Origin of the sequence: Paucihalobacter ruber (assembly GCF_006494535.1) — a bacterium.
Taxonomy (GTDB): Bacteria; Bacteroidota; Bacteroidia; order Flavobacteriales; family Flavobacteriaceae; genus Paucihalobacter; species Paucihalobacter ruber.
Genome location: NZ_VHIQ01000006.1, coordinates 140,741 through 155,678, shown reverse-complemented (window position 1 = coordinate 155,678; position 14,938 = coordinate 140,741). Strand labels below are relative to the sequence as shown.

Below are 14,938 nucleotides of genomic sequence, written 5' to 3'. Positions count from 1 at the left end.
AATTTAGCTATTGCCTGTTTCTTGCGTTTTCATTATTTCTTTGATCTGTTTAGCCATCATAGCTCGTGCTATGCCCGGAAAAAACCTTCCTAAAAATACAAATACTTTGCCATGACCAGTGATGACTTGTACCTTTTTGCGCTTATCAATAGCTGTTATCATTTGCTTCACCGCTTTATCAGTAGGCCACATTAATTTAGCCGGACGCGGGTCTGGCGCTTCAGGGTTAAAATGCCCTGAATTATCTACTCTTGTAATATTGCTGTCAACAAACCCGGGATGAATAGTTGTGCAACTTACTCCCGTACCTCTGAGTTCTACTTGTAGCGACTCGCCAATATTATGAACAGCCGCTTTACTGGCGCCGTAAGCCGAAACAAAAGGATTTGGAACAAAAGCCGATACGCTGCCAATTAAAACCAGTCGGCCGTTAAACTTTTTTAGTTCTGGGATAGCGTATTTGGCTGTCATTGCCAGACCTACAACGTTAATGTTAAACTGGCGTTCCCATTCCTGCTGCGACGAATGCTCTAAAAAATTGGTGACGGCACAGCCTGCATTGGCAATAGCAATATCTATGCGTCCGTAATGCGATAATATCTTTATCACTGCCTTTTTAATACTTTCCTCTTCCATGACGTCGCAAACCAAGGGGTAAGCTTCGCCACCATCAAGTTTAATTTTTGAGGCTAATGCTTCTAATATTTCGGAGCGACGTGCACTCACCACCACTGCATATCCTTTTGAAGCATATTGCAGCGCCATTTCTTTACCAATTCCGGAGGAAGCTCCTGTAATCCAAACTACTGGTTTTGATCTTTCCATTATGAATGTTTTATCAAATTAGGTAGCAACTAAAGTAGTTTTTTAAAAAGTATTATCAAATTTTAGTTAACTAAAAAAGAATCCGGAACGTATGAGCAGAAAATATTTGACTCTTCGTAAATTTCGTTCATAACAAATTTTATAACAAAGGTGTTGACTATTTGCACGAAATACTAAAACCGATTAAGACATGAGATAGTTTATTTTTATTTTTTTAAATGTTGTAAACTAACTCACCAAATTAGCCACAATATCCTTAACTGGTAAAATAGCCTTCGTGTGCTCAATACTTGGTCCAGCTACCCAAACGGTTTTATAGGTGACTTCTTTAGCTGCTTTTTCAGTGGCGCGCATGCCGATACCAAACCGAATCATTTTAACCCATTTTTTGAGCTTTTTGTTTTTGTTTAAAACACGCTCAATCCAGGTTTGTTTGGTACCTACTTTTTGAACGTAAGGTGTATTAATCACCGTACAAGGTGTGCCCGAAATACGTTCGGTCATAATAATATCTTCAGCACCGTAATCCACACAGGCTTGTTTGTATTCTTCGGTAACCTGAGCTTCTACAGAAGCTATAAACGGACTCCCAACTGATACGCCTTCAGCACCGTAACTGAGCATTTTATCTAAATCGGCTTTACAACCCACGCCACCGGCTGAAATAACCGGGATGGTTAAATTAGATTTGAGAAGTTTTATTAATTCTTCAGGTGACAAGTTACCACGATGGCCGCCGGCTTCGTTATTAACGGCAATAGCAGCATCGGCGCCCAATTGCTCTACTTTTTTAGCGAAATGTAAATCGGTGACGTCGCAAAATACTTTGATACCTGCTTTATGAGCTTGATTGATGGTTTCTTCAGGACTTCCTAATGAGGTAATGATAAAATCGCAACCTTCTTCGCAGAGTACTCTCAATTGTTCTTTGTATTTGAGATTTGATTTGTTCACTATCAAATTAAACCCGAAAGAACCGCCTTCAACCTTATTAGCCTTTAACTGATGAATGGCAGTTTTTAAATCATCTAAAGTGCGGTAATTAAGCGCAGGAATACAGCCCGCAATTCCGGCTTTCATAGCCTCTGTTACCATAGCTACGTTAGAGACCAAAAACATGGGTGCTTGAATGATTGGGTATTTGATATGTAATAGTTTGGTGAGTTGCGTTTCCATAATTAAGAAGTATAATGACAAATATACATTATTTTATTATGCGTGCATAGTTTTTTAAAGTGTAGACAAAAAAAATCGCAACCCGTAAATGGATTGCGATTTTTAAGTGTTTAATTGATAATTTATAATTTGAGACTTAATCGATAATTAACATTACTTGAAGTTTTGATAATTTTTCGACGAGATTCCTGCTTTCATGCCTGCCGGCAAGGCAGGCGCAGGAATATCGGTAAAGATCCTTCGCAAGCTCAGGATAAGTGATTCACACAATCCCAACTTTCGCTGAGATTGGTTCTCTACTTATTTTACCTCTTCGAAGTCTACGTCTTCAACATCGCTGTTTTCACCTTTTGGCGCACCGTTTTGAGAGGCATCAGGTCCTGCGGCGCCACCTTGTTGGGCTTCGGCTTGTGCTTTATACATTTCTTCACTGGCCACTTTCCAAGCTTCGTTAAGCTTTTCTAGTGCGGGCTCAGTTAAAGTAATGTCTTTGCTTTCATAAGCCTTTTTCAAATCTTCCAAAGCAGCTTCAATAGGCTGTTTTTTATCAGCCGATAATTTATCGCCAAACTCTTTCAACTGTGTTTCGGTTTGGAAAATCATGGCATCAGCACTATTCAATTTATCAACCTTTTCTTTGACTGCTTTGTCTGCTTCAGCATTGGCTTCGGCTTCGGCTTTCATCTTTTTGATTTCCTCTTCAGTCAATCCTGAAGATGCTTCAATTCTGATATCCTGTGTTTTGTTGGTAGCCTTATCAGTTGCCGAAACCTTAATAATACCATTGGCATCAATATCAAAAGTTACTTCAATTTGAGGTGTCCCTCTTCTTGCCGGTGGAATACCATCTAAGTGGAATCTACCAATAGTTTTATTGTCATTAGCCATTGGTCTTTCACCTTGTAAAACATGTATTTCTACAGAGGGCTGATTATCGGCAGCAGTTGAAAATACTTGCGATTTCTTAGTAGGTATGGTTGTGTTGGCATCGATTAATTTAGTCATCACACCACCCATAGTTTCAATACCTAGTGATAATGGCGTTACGTCTAAAAGTAACACATCTTTTACATCGCCTGTCAATACACCACCTTGAATGGCGGCTCCAATAGCCACTACTTCATCAGGATTCACACCTTTATTAGGTTTTTTCCCGAAGAATTTTTCAACTTCTTCCTGAACTGCAGGAATACGTGTTGAACCACCTACCAAAATAATCTCGTCGATATCACTCTTAGATAAACCGGCCGCTTTTAAAGCTTTGGCACAAGGCTCAATGGTTCTCTTTACCAAATCGCTGATTAATTGCTCGAACTTGGCTCTTGTTAAAGGTTTCACTAAGTGCTTTGGTCCGCTGGCAGTTGCAGTTACATAAGGCAAGTTAATTTCGGTTTGGCTTGAAGATGACAATTCAATTTTAGCTTTTTCGGCAGCTTCTTTTAAACGCTGTAATGCCATGGCATCTTTACGCAAGTCAATACCTTCTTCTTTATTAAACTCGTCTGCTAACCAATCGATAATCTTTTGGTCTACATCATCACCACCTAAATGGGTATCACCATCGGTAGATAACACTTCAAAAACACCATCACCTAATTCAAGGATGGATACGTCATGAGTACCACCACCAAAATCGAATACTACAATTTTTTGGTCTATACCTCTTTTGTCTAGTCCGTAGGCTAAAGCTGCCGCAGTAGGTTCGTTGATAATACGTCTCACTTTTAAACCGGCTATTTCACCTGCTTCTTTAGTAGCTTGTCTTTGAGAATCGTTAAAATAAGCAGGTACGGTGATAACAGCTTCGGTAACTTCTTGATCTAAGAATTCTTCGGCTGTTTTTTTCATTTTTTGAAGAATCATCGCCGATAATTCCTGAGGTGTATACATACGACCGTCGATATCTACTCTTGGTGTATCGTTATCACCTTTAATCACTTTATAAGGTACGCGTTCTGCTTCTTTTAAAGATTCAGAATATTTGTTACCCATAAAACGCTTGATAGAATATACCGTTTTATGTGGATTGGTTACTGCTTGTCTTTTAGCAGGATCGCCAACTTTAATTTCACCACCTTCTACAAAGGCAATAACAGACGGAGTTGTGCGTCTGCCTTCGGAATTGGTAATCACAACCGGCTCGTTACCTTCCATCACAGAAACGCATGAGTTGGTCGTTCCTAAATCTATTCCTATAATCTTACTCATAATAATTTATTTATTCGTTTAAAAAATATTGTTCGTGTTTTAATACGCTATCGTAATGACAAGTACTATGCCATGACAAAAAATATGACAGGATGTCATTTTAATCAGTCAAACTTTTGTGAAATTTGAAATTTCTACAGTCTTAAAAATTTATATTTGCTTGCACATTCTGAAATTTAGGTACGGTATTTGATTTTGGGAATGATATGATGTTTTCAAAGGTTGAAAACCACTAATAATAAATTCTTAATTATGAAAAAATTATTTACACTTTTTACAGCAGTAGTATTAATAGGGTTGTCTTCTTGCGAAGGACCACAAGGACCTCCTGGACCTCCCGGTTTGAATGGTGCTGATGGACAGGATGGCGAAGTAGGAATTATTGTATCTCAGGCTTTTGAAATTGTTTTAGATTTTAATGAACAAAATAATTATGAGTTTATAGAACCTTATGGTTTTGAAGTATTTCCTACCGACGTAACTTTAGTTTTTATTTTATGGGAGGATATTGCCGGTACCGAAGTATGGCGTTTACTACCTCAGAGTGTTGAATTCTCAGATGGTAACCTGGTTTATAACTATGATTTTACTCAAGAAGATGTTAGATTTTTTCTGGATGGCACCACCAATTTTGCGGCCTTAGGAAACGAATGGACTCAAGCGCAAGTATTTAGAGTTGTTGTAGTTCCCGCTGATAATCTTGGTCGTCAAAATTTAACCGACTTTGATGCTATTATGGCATTATACGGCATCACAGAGTTTGAAAAACGGCAAGGAAATCGCTAATTTCGCGGTAATAATCTAACTCTCATCAATCAATTCTAAATGGAAATTATTTCGGTTTTCGATATGCTCAAAATTGGCGTGGGACCGTCAAGCTCGCACACCCTTGGGCCTTGGCGCGCTGCACAGCGATGGATTAGCGAACTTAAAGAAAGTCAACACTTTGAGAGCGTTGAGCAAATTAAAGTAGATCTTTATGGGTCGCTATCCTTAACTGGCAAAGGTCATGCAACAGATTATGCCGTCATGCTTGGTTTGACGGGAGCCGACCCCGAAACGATTCCTGTTGAAACTATTGAATCTACCGTAACCGAAATAAAAAATATCGGTACTATCAACTTTAATGGAGAACGTATTTTATCATTTTCATACCAAAACGACATAACTTTCAATAAAAAGTTTTTGCCATTTCATGCCAATGGAATAGTGTTTTCAGCACTGATTAACGGACGCTATAAAAAATCAACATTTTATTCTATTGGCGGTGGGTTTGTAGTGAAGGAAGAACGCCAGAATGCAAAGGCCAACAAGATTATTTTTTATTGCACCTTTCCATATCCTGTTGAAAACGGTAATGATTTACTCAAATTTTGCCATCAGCTTAATTTGCCTATTTCAGGAGTGGTTTTAGAAAATGAAAAGTCTATTAGAGACGAAGCCGAAATAGATTTTCAATTTAAACGTATTTGGGATACCATGCTGGAATGCATGTATGTTGGGTGCCACACCGAAGGCACTTTGCCGGGCGGACTCAAAGTAAGGCGTCGTGCTTACGATATGCATAAAAATCTAAAAGACGACTTACCATACTCCAATCCGCAAGAGTGGCTAGAATCCATCAGAAAAACCGAAGTGAAATTCAGGCAAATCCTTCAGTGGGTAAGTTGTTTTGCTTTGGCTGTAAACGAAGTAAATGCTTCATTAGGTCGTGTTGTTACTGCACCCACCAACGGAAGCGCGGGTGTAATTCCTGCTGTTTTAATGTATTATATGGTGATTGAAAATCACGAAGCAGATTTTGAGCACATCAAAAAGTTTTTACTAGTGGCAGGAGAAATTGGCAGTATCTTTAAAAAAGGCGCCACCATTTCAGCTGCCATGGGTGGTTGCCAGGCCGAAATTGGAGTATCTTCAGCTATGGCCGCCGCTGCACTGTGTGAGTTATTGGGTGGAACACCAGAACAAGTGGTTGTTGCTGCCGAAATTGCAATGGAACATCATTTAGGACTCACTTGCGACCCTATTGGCGGTTTGGTTCAAATACCTTGTATTGAGCGCAACTCGATGGGCGCCATCAAAGCTATTAACGCTGCTGAACTGGCCCTTAATACCGATCCTAAGAACGTAAAAGTACCCTTAGACAGTGTTGTAAACACCATGTGGGAAACGGCCAAAGATATGAACACCAAATACAAAGAAACCAGTGAAGGTGGTTTGGCTGTACGAGTCAATTTAACCGACTGTTAAGGCTTACAATTTTCCTTTTTTCGGGTGTCTATAATGGATATAATTTTCCAAACACCATCATCATTTAATAATTGAAAATTGTTAGTTCCGCAATGACTCAAATTATCGTTCACGTAAAAACTGTAGGGTGTCCACGCAGTAGCTAATAACCCATCGCTTTTTATTTGATAATCGTGAATGACTTCCTTAAAATTAACGTTGTCAGGAATTAAAGTGATACTTTTAATAAAGTTTTCAATAGATTCATTTTCAATATATAAATGATTATTTTCTGAATTGTATTTTATTGTTTGAATTTGTATTTGCTTAAACAAAATCGAAGTTAAAACAACTGAATCTTTTTGGTGAAAACCATCAAAAAATGTTCGGATGGTTTGCTCAATGGCTTCAGAATCGCTAAGACTTTGCCCTGATGATTTTTGATTAAGAACAAAAATTATCAACGTTAAAAAGAAAATTTTTTTCATCGATGTACATTTAATTTCAATTAACTAATAGTCTGTTATTAAGATTTAAATAATTAGTAAAGCTTCACAAGAACGTATTGTTTGAATGTGACTTTCAAATTTAGTACTTTTACCGATACCAATTTCATTTGACATGTCTGTAGCAAAAAACGATTACAAGCGCATTACTGTAAAAACCCTTGTGGATATGAAAGCCAAGGGAGAAAAAATATCGATGCTCACAGCATACGACTATACCATGGCAAAAATTGTTGACGGCGCCGGTATTGATGTTATTTTGGTAGGCGATTCTGCCAGTAACGTAATGGCCGGTCATGAAACTACTCTTCCAATCACCCTAGACCAAATGATTTATCATGCCTCGGGTGTGGTTAGAGCTATTTCGCGATCTTTGGTAGTGGTAGATTTACCTTTTGGAAGTTATCAGAGTGATCCAAAGGAAGCGCTTCGTTCGGCCATTAGAATTATGAAGGAAAGTGGTGCACACGCCGTAAAACTTGAAGGTGGATGCGAAATCAAAGAATCTATTAAACGTATTTTAAATGCAGGAATTCCGGTAATGGGACATTTAGGCTTAACACCACAATCTATTTATAAATTTGGCACTTACACCGTTAGAGCCAAAGAAGACACCGAAGCTAACGAACTGATTGAAAATGCCAAAATGTTGGAAAGAATTGGTTGTTTTGCAGTGGTTGTAGAAAAAATACCTGCAAAATTAGCAAAAGAAGTGGCGAGACAACTCACCATTCCTGTAATTGGTATTGGTGCCGGAAATGGCGTTGACGGTCAGGTTTTAGTGCTTCACGACATGTTGGGAATGACACATGAATTCAACCCGCGATTTTTGCGCAGATATATGAATTTGTTTGATGATATGACCACCGCCATCGAAAAATATGTGTCTGATGTTAAGTCGGTTGAATTTCCAAACGAAAACGAACAGTACTAACTCTCGTTAGGCTTTTTAAAGGAAAATAAACTGACGAATGATCTAATATAAATTTAGTGACCAATTATCCTGACAAAATTCTCACTAATCCAACCAATCTTCAAGTAATTTACGAAGACAATCACCTCATCATTGTCAATAAACGTCCAGGTGATATTGTTCAAGGTGACAAAACAGGCGACACGCCACTTAGCGAGATTGTAAAATCTTATTTAAAGGACAAATACAATAAACCAGGGAATGTTTATCTAGGCGTGGTTCATAGGTTAGACCGCCCTACTAGCGGTATTGTTGTGTTTGCGAAAACCAGTAAATCACTGCCAAGACTTAATAAAATGTTTGCCGAAAAGTCTGCTAAAAAAATCTATTGGGCAGTCGTTCAAAATACACCACCGAAACAAAATGACACCCTAATTAACTGGTTGCAAAAGAATGAAAAAAACAATAAGTCGTATGTTTTTAATGAAGAAATAGCCGATGGTAAGAGAGCTGTTTTACACTACAAAGTACTCAAACAATTAGATAATTATTTCCTTGTAGAAGTAATATTAGAAACAGGAAGACACCATCAAATTAGAGCTCAACTATCTCATATAAATTGCATTATAAAGGGTGATTTAAAGTATGGATTTAAACGAAGTAATCCTGATGGCAGTATTCATTTGCATGCGGCTAAACTATCTTTTACGCATCCGGTTACGAAAGAATTGTTAGAAATTACCGCAAAACCGCCGCAAACTGATGCCATATGGCAATCAATTCAAAATTGATTCATTGTAATCAACGAAAAGGTCACCTTATCACCTGTTTTCTTTTGCGCCAATAAATTAATTGCCTGATCAGACAGTTGTAAAACCCTTGGATAACCTCCGGTTGTTTGTGCGTCGCGCATCAATATAATAAGCTTTCCGCCGGGAGTTAACTGTACTGTTCCCGGTAATACTGCCGAGGTAATGATAGGATTTAAATTATTATCAATGTGCTCAATGAGTTGATAACCCATTCGATTGTTGAGATTTGAAATGGTAAATTCAGAACTTAACATGGATTTTTGCTGCTCCGGACTTAAACTATCAAATTCGGGCCCTGTAAAGACTTCTAAAATAGATTGATCAAACCTTTGATTTTTAATTTTTGAATAAGCCTCTTTTAGTTCCAAATTTTGTTCATCTATTGAAAGCATATCATCATTTTTTAAAGAACCTTCAGTAGTTACAGACTTAAATAAACTTCTACTATTCAATACTTTTGCGGTTTTTATACCACCCGATACCGCTATATAAGTTCGACAACCGTGCTTTGAAGCTGAAAAGCTTACTACATCACCTTTATCAATTTTTATCGGTTTATAAGTACTTACGGCAAGACCGTTTAACTTAGGTACCATATCAGCGCCGGTAATTGCGATGCAGGTATCACAATTAAACTTAAACACGCCACCAATTAAAGTCATTTCAATCACAGCAGCATTGATATGATTACCAATAATTTCATTGGCTAATTTTGCCGAAAATTGATCCATAACACCACTTACAGGTACGCCAAGATGAGCAAAACCAGATCTACCAAGGTCTTGAACTGTCGAATATAAACCAGATTTAATAATTTCAATCATTTCAAAAAGAGTGATTAGGAAGAAAATCTCCGTTTTCAACTGCGCTTTTAATAGCAAAATAGTCATCTTTACCTATAGGCGTGAACTTAATTTTATCACCAGCCGAAGCAAAACAAGGGTTTTGGTTTTTCACGTTAAAAAAATTAAGGGGAGAATTTCCAATCACATGCCATCCACCAGGACTATCCATAGGATAAATACCAGTTTGGTTTTCTCCAATTGCAACCGAGCCTTTAGAAACATGTTTGTCTGGTATGGTTTTTCTGGCCGTCACTAACTGCTCTTCTAATCCGCTTAAATATAAAAATCCCGGTAAGAAACCAATAAAACAAACGCTGTAAAATGGAGCGGTGTGTAATTTGATAATTTGCTCAATCGTTAATTTTTTAATTACAGATAACGACACTAAATCTGGCGCTAAGTCGATGTGATAGCAAACAGGAATCTCCCAAAGTTTTGCATCTTGTCTAACCACAAAATTTTCACCTTCATAGAGTGTTTTTAGGACTGAAATTTCACTATAGGCGTTCTCAATAGTTGATTTATATAATATTGTTATCGAGTTGTATGCAGCAATTATTTCAAGTATAGATTTAATACAGTTTTGTTCGATTAAATTTTTAAAAAACCAGACGTCTTCCTGTATTTTGGCGTCAATTTTTTGAGGCCATTCAACTAAAACAGCTCGATTTCCAAAGGGTTTATATTGCAAGTTAAACCGTCCCAATTTTAATATTTTTTGAAATTAAAAATTCGTGTAATTGTCTTAAAATTTCAATGGCATTATTGGTGTCTCCATGTACACAAATGGTGTTAACTGTAATAGGTTTTAACAACCCGGAAATGGTTTCAACCTCATGTTCTGTAATCATTTTTAAAACACGTTTACATATCTTTTCCGGAGTGATGATAATAGCATTGGGTTGGCTTCTATCAACCAATGTTAAATCGTTGTTATAGCTTCTATCTGCAAAACCTTCAAAAATAACTCCTACTCCACTTTTCTTGGCTAATTGAGCCACGACTGACTTATGTGGCGCATAAAGTTTTAAATCGGGATTAATATCGAGAATCACATCGATAATTATTTCAGCATAATTATACTCATTCACCGCTAAATTGTACAAGGCACCATGAGGTTTTAAATGTGTAACTCTGCAACCTGCTTTTGCCGATAATTCAATTAAGGTGTACACCTGCAGTTTTAAACTTTTAAAAAGTTCTTCTCGTGGCATTTCAATTTTTACCCTTCCAAAATTTTCCTTATCAGGAAAAGCCGGATGCGCTCCAACTTTAACATCGTAATCTTTAGCCAGCTTCAATACTTTTAACATGGTTACTTCGTTTCCGGCATGTCCGCCACAGGCAATATTACACGAGGATATGTAAGGCATCATAAAAGCTTCGTTATTGATGCCTTCACCAACATCGGCATTTAAATCTATTTGGTACTGCTTTAAATCCATTGAAAGGCTTGTAATATACTTTTCATTCCTAAAAATACGACAAAAACAAGCAATGCAACACTTATAAGGTTTTGGGTTTTTGAATTGACATGAACTCCCAGAATATGTCGCTGGTTCATCATCCAAATCAACATCAGTGCTATTAAAGGCAATAGCAAACCATTGGCAATTTGAGCAATGGTAATGATTTTAACAGGCTTAATACCCGTAGAAGCGAATATAACCCCAATGAGCAGTACCAACATCCAAACCAATCTAAATTTACTTGAATTTAATTTAGTTGACCATCCCAAACAGCCACAAGCCACATAGGCAGCTGCCAATGGTGCTGTGACTGCACTAGTAATGCCGGCAGCAAATAAACCAAGCGCTAAAACATATTTTGCCGCATTACCATAAACCGGCGCTAAGCCCAAGGCTAAATCTGACGCATTTTCAACGCCTTCAATATAAAGAGATGACGCAGTAATAATAATACTCATGGAAACCAATCCACCAAAAACAACAGCTATGATGGTATCGGTTTGGGCTAGTTTAAGGTTACTTTTGTCTTTCCATTTTTCTTTAGCCAACGCAGAATGCAAAAATAAATTATAAGGAACAACTGTGGTGCCTATAAGCGCCACAACAGTGAGCAAACTATTCTCAGGAGTTCTAAATGTTATGATATTACTTAATATCGATCCTAAGTCGGGCTTTGTTATAATGGCAGCTATTACAAATGAGATACTCATAAAAACAACCAAACTTATCATACTTCGCTCCAGAATTTTATAATTACCGATGTAAAGAAGCGAAAAGGCAATTGCACCAATTAAAAGACTATAAATATTAATGGTAAGACCAAAAATATCGATCGTATAAACCTCATTTAACACACTTAACCCCAAAACAGCGCCACTAATATTTCCTGCTTGATAGGCTGCATTACCGAGCACAATAGCTAGTAAAATAAGCACTGTAATAAAAATATTTAGAATGGGGTTTTTGATTTCGGTTTTAATTAGTTCGGCAAAACCGCGTTGAGAAATAACGCCTAATCTGGCTGACATTTCCTGAAATACTACGGTAATCAGTATTGATATAACCATGGCCCAAAGCAATGCTAATCCAAACTTTACACCGGCGATGGTGCAGACCGTTACTGTTCCCGGACCAATAAATGCGGCTGCTACCAGTGGTCCGGGACCTATACTTTTTAAAATTTTCTTAATCAATTCAGTCAGTATTTAATGCATAAAGTGCAAAACTTCCCAACCAATGACCGCCTTCATAAGAATCTTCAAAAATATTGGGCAAAGAATATAATAAGTGCTTTTGTGCAATAAGATTTAAATGTGATAATTCGTTCATATCCTTTGAAATTGTGTATAAGCACCAAGCTCTTGAAAAATTGAGTCCGTCGAGATGTACCAATTTACCATCAGTTCTGTCTGACACCACTCCGGGTTCAAGTTTAAAATCTGATTGAAACAATTGCGGCATAAAACTATTAAGCCAAGATTTAAATTCCGCCTGCCCAAGAACCCGCTTCATAAGGGCTGCTTCTTCTAAACAAGGTGATAAAAAATCGAAACCGCTTGGTTCCCAAGCTATAGGGCAAGCGGCGTCATTTTGATAAAAAGATCTTGCACGAGTTTTAATTAATTCAACTAATTGGGTATTTCCAAAGGTTGCGGCGTAATCTAATGCAAAACTTAAACCAAATGCGGTATTGCTGTGCTCACCAACTCGAACCGGATAGTTCAGTTTAGGTAAAAATTCCAGATATAATTCTATTATTTTGTCAGTTAAAGGTTGAAGATTTGCTTCAAGTTCTCGCGCCAAAGGGTCATCCCAGGTATGTAATTCTTCAGCTAATTTTAGCAACCATGCCCAGCCGTAAGTGCGCTCAAAAGATTTATTGTGATTTTTACTGAAATAAGCCACTTCTTGCTCAATGTTTTCTTTTGATAAGTTATTCTGAAGAAATTGAATGGCTAAATCTCTCTGTTCTAAATCTGGAAATTGTTTAAGTAAACTTACCAAGCTCCAATGTCCGTGCACTGACGAATGCCAATCAAAACAGCCGAAAAACGCAGGATGCAATACTTTTGGTAATGCTAACTCAGTTTCATCGGCTAGTGTTTGACCTAATTTATTAGGGAATTCTACAGCTATACAATTAAGAGGTAATTTGGCTAATTTGTTGGCTTGTTCCAAGTTTAATTCGAGTTTTACCACTGTTTCATTCTCAGTTTTAGGTTGGGTATTCAAAACTTGTTTTTCTTCGGAATTGTTGCAGGCGAAGACTAAGAACAGCAGTAATGTAGATAATATTTTCATGAGGTACGGAATTTCAATTATGAGATTCCTGCGGTTGCAGGAATTTGTTAGCCGAGCCAGCCTTCACGGTCCAGACTTCTATACTGAATAGCTTCGCTAATGTGCGCACCTGTTATTTCGGGTGAAGCTTCTAAATCGGCTATAGTTCTCGAGACTTTTAAAATACGGTCGTAAGCTCGTGCCGACAAATTTAAGCGTTCCATAGCAGTTTTAAGCAATTGCTTGGAAGTTTCATCCAACTTACAAAACTCCCTAATTTGTTTGCTGCTCATTTGTGCGTTGTAATGCACTTTTTCCAAATCTTTAAACCGCTCACTTTGATGTTCTCTTGCAGCGGTTACTCTTTTTCTAATGTCGACTGAAGACTCAGCTTTTCGATCATCAGACAATTTTTCAAAAGGTACCGGCGTCACTTCTATATGAATATCTATTCGGTCTAATAAAGGTCCTGAAATCTTACTCATATAGCGTTGCATCTCAGCAGGCGAAGACGTTACCGGTGCATCGGGATCGTTAAAATAACCTCCCGGGCTGGGGTTCATGCTGGCAACAAGCATAAAAGAAGAAGGATAAGTAACGGTAAACTTAGCCCTTGAAATAGTTACTTCTCTATCTTCAAGAGGCTGTCGCATTACTTCCAGTACTTCTCGCTTAAATTCAGGTAATTCATCTAAAAACAACACTCCATTGTGTGAGAGTGAAATTTCACCGGGTTGCGGGTAGCTGCCGCCCCCGACCAGTGCAACGTTTGAAATAGTGTGATGCGGACTCCTAAACGGGCGTTGCGACATTAAACCGGTGTGTTCTTTAACGCGTCCGGCCACAGAATGAATTTTGGTTGTTTCCAAGGCCTCACCCAACGTCATTGGTGGCAAAATACTGGGCAAACGCTTAGCTAACATGGTTTTTCCGGCGCCCGGCGGGCCGATTAAAATAATGTTATGACCACCGGCTGCGGCAATTTCCATACAACGTTTGATGCTTTCCTGACCTTTGACATCGGCAAAATCGAATTCCGGGAAGTCCAAATTTTTGTAAAACTCTTCTCTTGTATTAATAATAGTTTGTTCAAGTGGAATACCCTTATCAAAAAAGTCGATGACCTGACTAATATTATCAATGCCAAAAACTTCTAAATCATTTACAATGGCAGCTTCTTTTGCGTTTTGATTGGGAAGGATAAAACCCTTAAAACCTTCTTCTCTGGCTTTGATGGCTATAGGTAAAGCCCCTTTAATTGGCTGAAGATTTCCATCTAACGAGAGCTCACCCATAATAAGATATTCATCTAAATTAGGTGTGTTAATTTGATTAGTTGCTGCCAAAACACCGATAGCTAGGGTCAAATCATAGGCACTGCCTTCTTTACGTAAATCGGCCGGAGACATATTGATAATGATTTTCTTTCCGGGTATTTGATAGCCGTTATTTTGCAAAGCAGCGGCAATGCGATAGTTGCTTTCTTTAATAGCATTATCTGGCAAACCAACTAAATGATATCCAATACCTTTAGCTACATTAACCTCAACTGTTATGGTGGTGGCTTCTACTCCAAAAACAGCACTTCCGAATACTTTTTTGAGCATCTTAAAACTTTTGTTTAAATATAGGAATAATCATTAAACACATCAAAATGAAATACTTTCAAATTTTG

At 37.8% G+C, this 14,938-nt stretch carries 14 protein-coding genes; 4 read left to right on the top strand and 10 right to left on the bottom strand.

The annotated features are described in order from the left end of the window. Positions 1-3: 3 nt before the first annotated feature. From FJ651_RS12520 to dnaK, 3 genes are all read right to left on the bottom strand, one after another. Positions 4-825, bottom strand: a complete 822-nt coding sequence (locus FJ651_RS12520; protein WP_140990877.1) for an SDR family NAD(P)-dependent oxidoreductase — start codon at positions 823-825, stop codon at positions 4-6. A gap of 228 nt (positions 826-1,053) precedes the next feature. Then, on the bottom strand, positions 1,054-2,001 hold the full coding sequence (locus FJ651_RS12515; protein ID WP_140990876.1) for an NAD(P)H-dependent flavin oxidoreductase: 948 nt from the start codon (positions 1,999-2,001) through the stop codon (positions 1,054-1,056). A gap of 300 nt (positions 2,002-2,301) precedes the next feature. Next, positions 2,302-4,209 carry a molecular chaperone DnaK gene (gene dnaK / locus FJ651_RS12510; RefSeq protein WP_140990875.1) on the bottom strand — a complete coding sequence of 636 codons (1,908 nt, stop codon included), beginning with the start codon at positions 4,207-4,209 and terminating at the stop codon, positions 2,302-2,304. A 252-nt stretch (positions 4,210-4,461) separates the two neighbouring features. Here dnaK and FJ651_RS12505 point away from each other — a divergent pair, with 252 nt between their 5' ends. Then, positions 4,462-4,995: a hypothetical protein gene (locus tag FJ651_RS12505; RefSeq protein ID WP_140990874.1), complete on the top strand. Its 534-nt coding sequence runs from the start codon at positions 4,462-4,464 to the stop codon at positions 4,993-4,995. 39 nt (positions 4,996-5,034) lie between these two features. Beyond that, positions 5,035-6,459, top strand: a complete 1,425-nt coding sequence (locus tag FJ651_RS12500; protein ID WP_140990873.1) for an L-serine ammonia-lyase — start codon at positions 5,035-5,037, stop codon at positions 6,457-6,459. On the opposite strand, the gene FJ651_RS12495 is transcribed toward FJ651_RS12500, so the two are convergent. Further along, a complete protein-coding gene (locus FJ651_RS12495) occupies positions 6,456-6,926 on the bottom strand; it encodes a nuclear transport factor 2 family protein (RefSeq protein WP_140990872.1) in 471 nt (156 codons plus the stop codon). The two genes, FJ651_RS12500 and FJ651_RS12495, sit on opposite strands and share 4 nt — an antisense overlap. A gap of 133 nt (positions 6,927-7,059) precedes the next feature. Between FJ651_RS12495 and panB the strand changes: the two genes are divergently transcribed. Together panB and FJ651_RS12485 are read left to right on the top strand one after the other, a co-directional pair. Continuing rightward, positions 7,060-7,878 (top strand): 3-methyl-2-oxobutanoate hydroxymethyltransferase, encoded by an 819-nt coding sequence (gene panB, locus FJ651_RS12490; protein WP_140990871.1) that lies wholly within the window; start codon positions 7,060-7,062, stop codon positions 7,876-7,878. Positions 7,879-7,934: 56 nt separating this feature from the next. Next, positions 7,935-8,648, top strand: a complete 714-nt coding sequence (locus FJ651_RS12485; protein ID WP_140990870.1) for an RluA family pseudouridine synthase — start codon at positions 7,935-7,937, stop codon at positions 8,646-8,648. On the opposite strand, the gene FJ651_RS12480 is transcribed toward FJ651_RS12485, so the two are convergent. The 6 genes from FJ651_RS12480 to FJ651_RS12455 are packed head-to-tail and all read right to left on the bottom strand — an operon-like array spanning position 8,639 to position 14,870. Beyond that, entirely contained in the window at positions 8,639-9,493 is an 855-nt protein-coding gene (locus FJ651_RS12480) for a 5-oxoprolinase subunit C family protein (RefSeq protein WP_140990869.1), read from the bottom strand. The genes FJ651_RS12485 and FJ651_RS12480 overlap by 10 nt on opposite strands. 1 nt (position 9,494) lies before the next feature. Next, positions 9,495-10,220: a 5-oxoprolinase subunit PxpB gene (pxpB, locus tag FJ651_RS12475; RefSeq protein WP_140990868.1), complete on the bottom strand. Its 726-nt coding sequence runs from the start codon at positions 10,218-10,220 to the stop codon at positions 9,495-9,497. Next, positions 10,207-10,959 (bottom strand): 5-oxoprolinase subunit PxpA, encoded by a 753-nt coding sequence (pxpA, locus tag FJ651_RS12470; protein WP_140990867.1) that lies wholly within the window; start codon positions 10,957-10,959, stop codon positions 10,207-10,209. Before pxpA ends, pxpB begins: the two co-directional genes overlap by 14 nt. Further along, positions 10,950-12,176, bottom strand: a complete 1,227-nt coding sequence (locus FJ651_RS12465; RefSeq protein WP_140990866.1) for an Nramp family divalent metal transporter — start codon at positions 12,174-12,176, stop codon at positions 10,950-10,952. Before FJ651_RS12465 ends, pxpA begins: the two co-directional genes overlap by 10 nt. Position 12,177: 1 nt before the next feature. Further along, complete coding sequence (locus FJ651_RS12460; protein ID WP_140990865.1) at positions 12,178-13,284, bottom strand: DUF2891 domain-containing protein; 1,107 nt, start codon at positions 13,282-13,284, stop codon at positions 12,178-12,180. 47 nt (positions 13,285-13,331) lie between these two features. After that, positions 13,332-14,870 carry a YifB family Mg chelatase-like AAA ATPase gene (locus FJ651_RS12455; protein ID WP_140990864.1) on the bottom strand — a complete coding sequence of 513 codons (1,539 nt, stop codon included), beginning with the start codon at positions 14,868-14,870 and terminating at the stop codon, positions 13,332-13,334. Positions 14,871-14,938 lie beyond the last annotated feature (68 nt).

What these genes read in the sequence shown, in the direction of transcription:
- pxpA (WP_140990867.1), bottom strand. Translation starts at nt 10,959, where the DNA reads ATGGATTTAAAGCAGTACCAAATAGATTTAAATGCCGATGTTGGTGAA.
- panB (WP_140990871.1), top strand. Translation starts at nt 7,060, where the DNA reads ATGTCTGTAGCAAAAAACGATTACAAGCGCATTACTGTAAAAACCCTT.
- FJ651_RS12495 (WP_140990872.1), bottom strand. Translation starts at nt 6,926, where the DNA reads ATGAAAAAAATTTTCTTTTTAACGTTGATAATTTTTGTTCTTAATCAA.
- FJ651_RS12515 (WP_140990876.1), bottom strand. Translation starts at nt 2,001, where the DNA reads ATGGAAACGCAACTCACCAAACTATTACATATCAAATACCCAATCATT.
- FJ651_RS12455 (WP_140990864.1), bottom strand. Translation starts at nt 14,870, where the DNA reads ATGCTCAAAAAAGTATTCGGAAGTGCTGTTTTTGGAGTAGAAGCCACC.
- FJ651_RS12520 (WP_140990877.1), bottom strand. Translation starts at nt 825, where the DNA reads ATGGAAAGATCAAAACCAGTAGTTTGGATTACAGGAGCTTCCTCCGGA.
- FJ651_RS12460 (WP_140990865.1), bottom strand. Translation starts at nt 13,284, where the DNA reads ATGAAAATATTATCTACATTACTGCTGTTCTTAGTCTTCGCCTGCAAC.
- FJ651_RS12480 (WP_140990869.1), bottom strand. Translation starts at nt 9,493, where the DNA reads ATGATTGAAATTATTAAATCTGGTTTATATTCGACAGTTCAAGACCTT.
- FJ651_RS12505 (WP_140990874.1), top strand. Translation starts at nt 4,462, where the DNA reads ATGAAAAAATTATTTACACTTTTTACAGCAGTAGTATTAATAGGGTTG.
- FJ651_RS12500 (WP_140990873.1), top strand. Translation starts at nt 5,035, where the DNA reads ATGGAAATTATTTCGGTTTTCGATATGCTCAAAATTGGCGTGGGACCG.
- dnaK (WP_140990875.1), bottom strand. Translation starts at nt 4,209, where the DNA reads ATGAGTAAGATTATAGGAATAGATTTAGGAACGACCAACTCATGCGTT.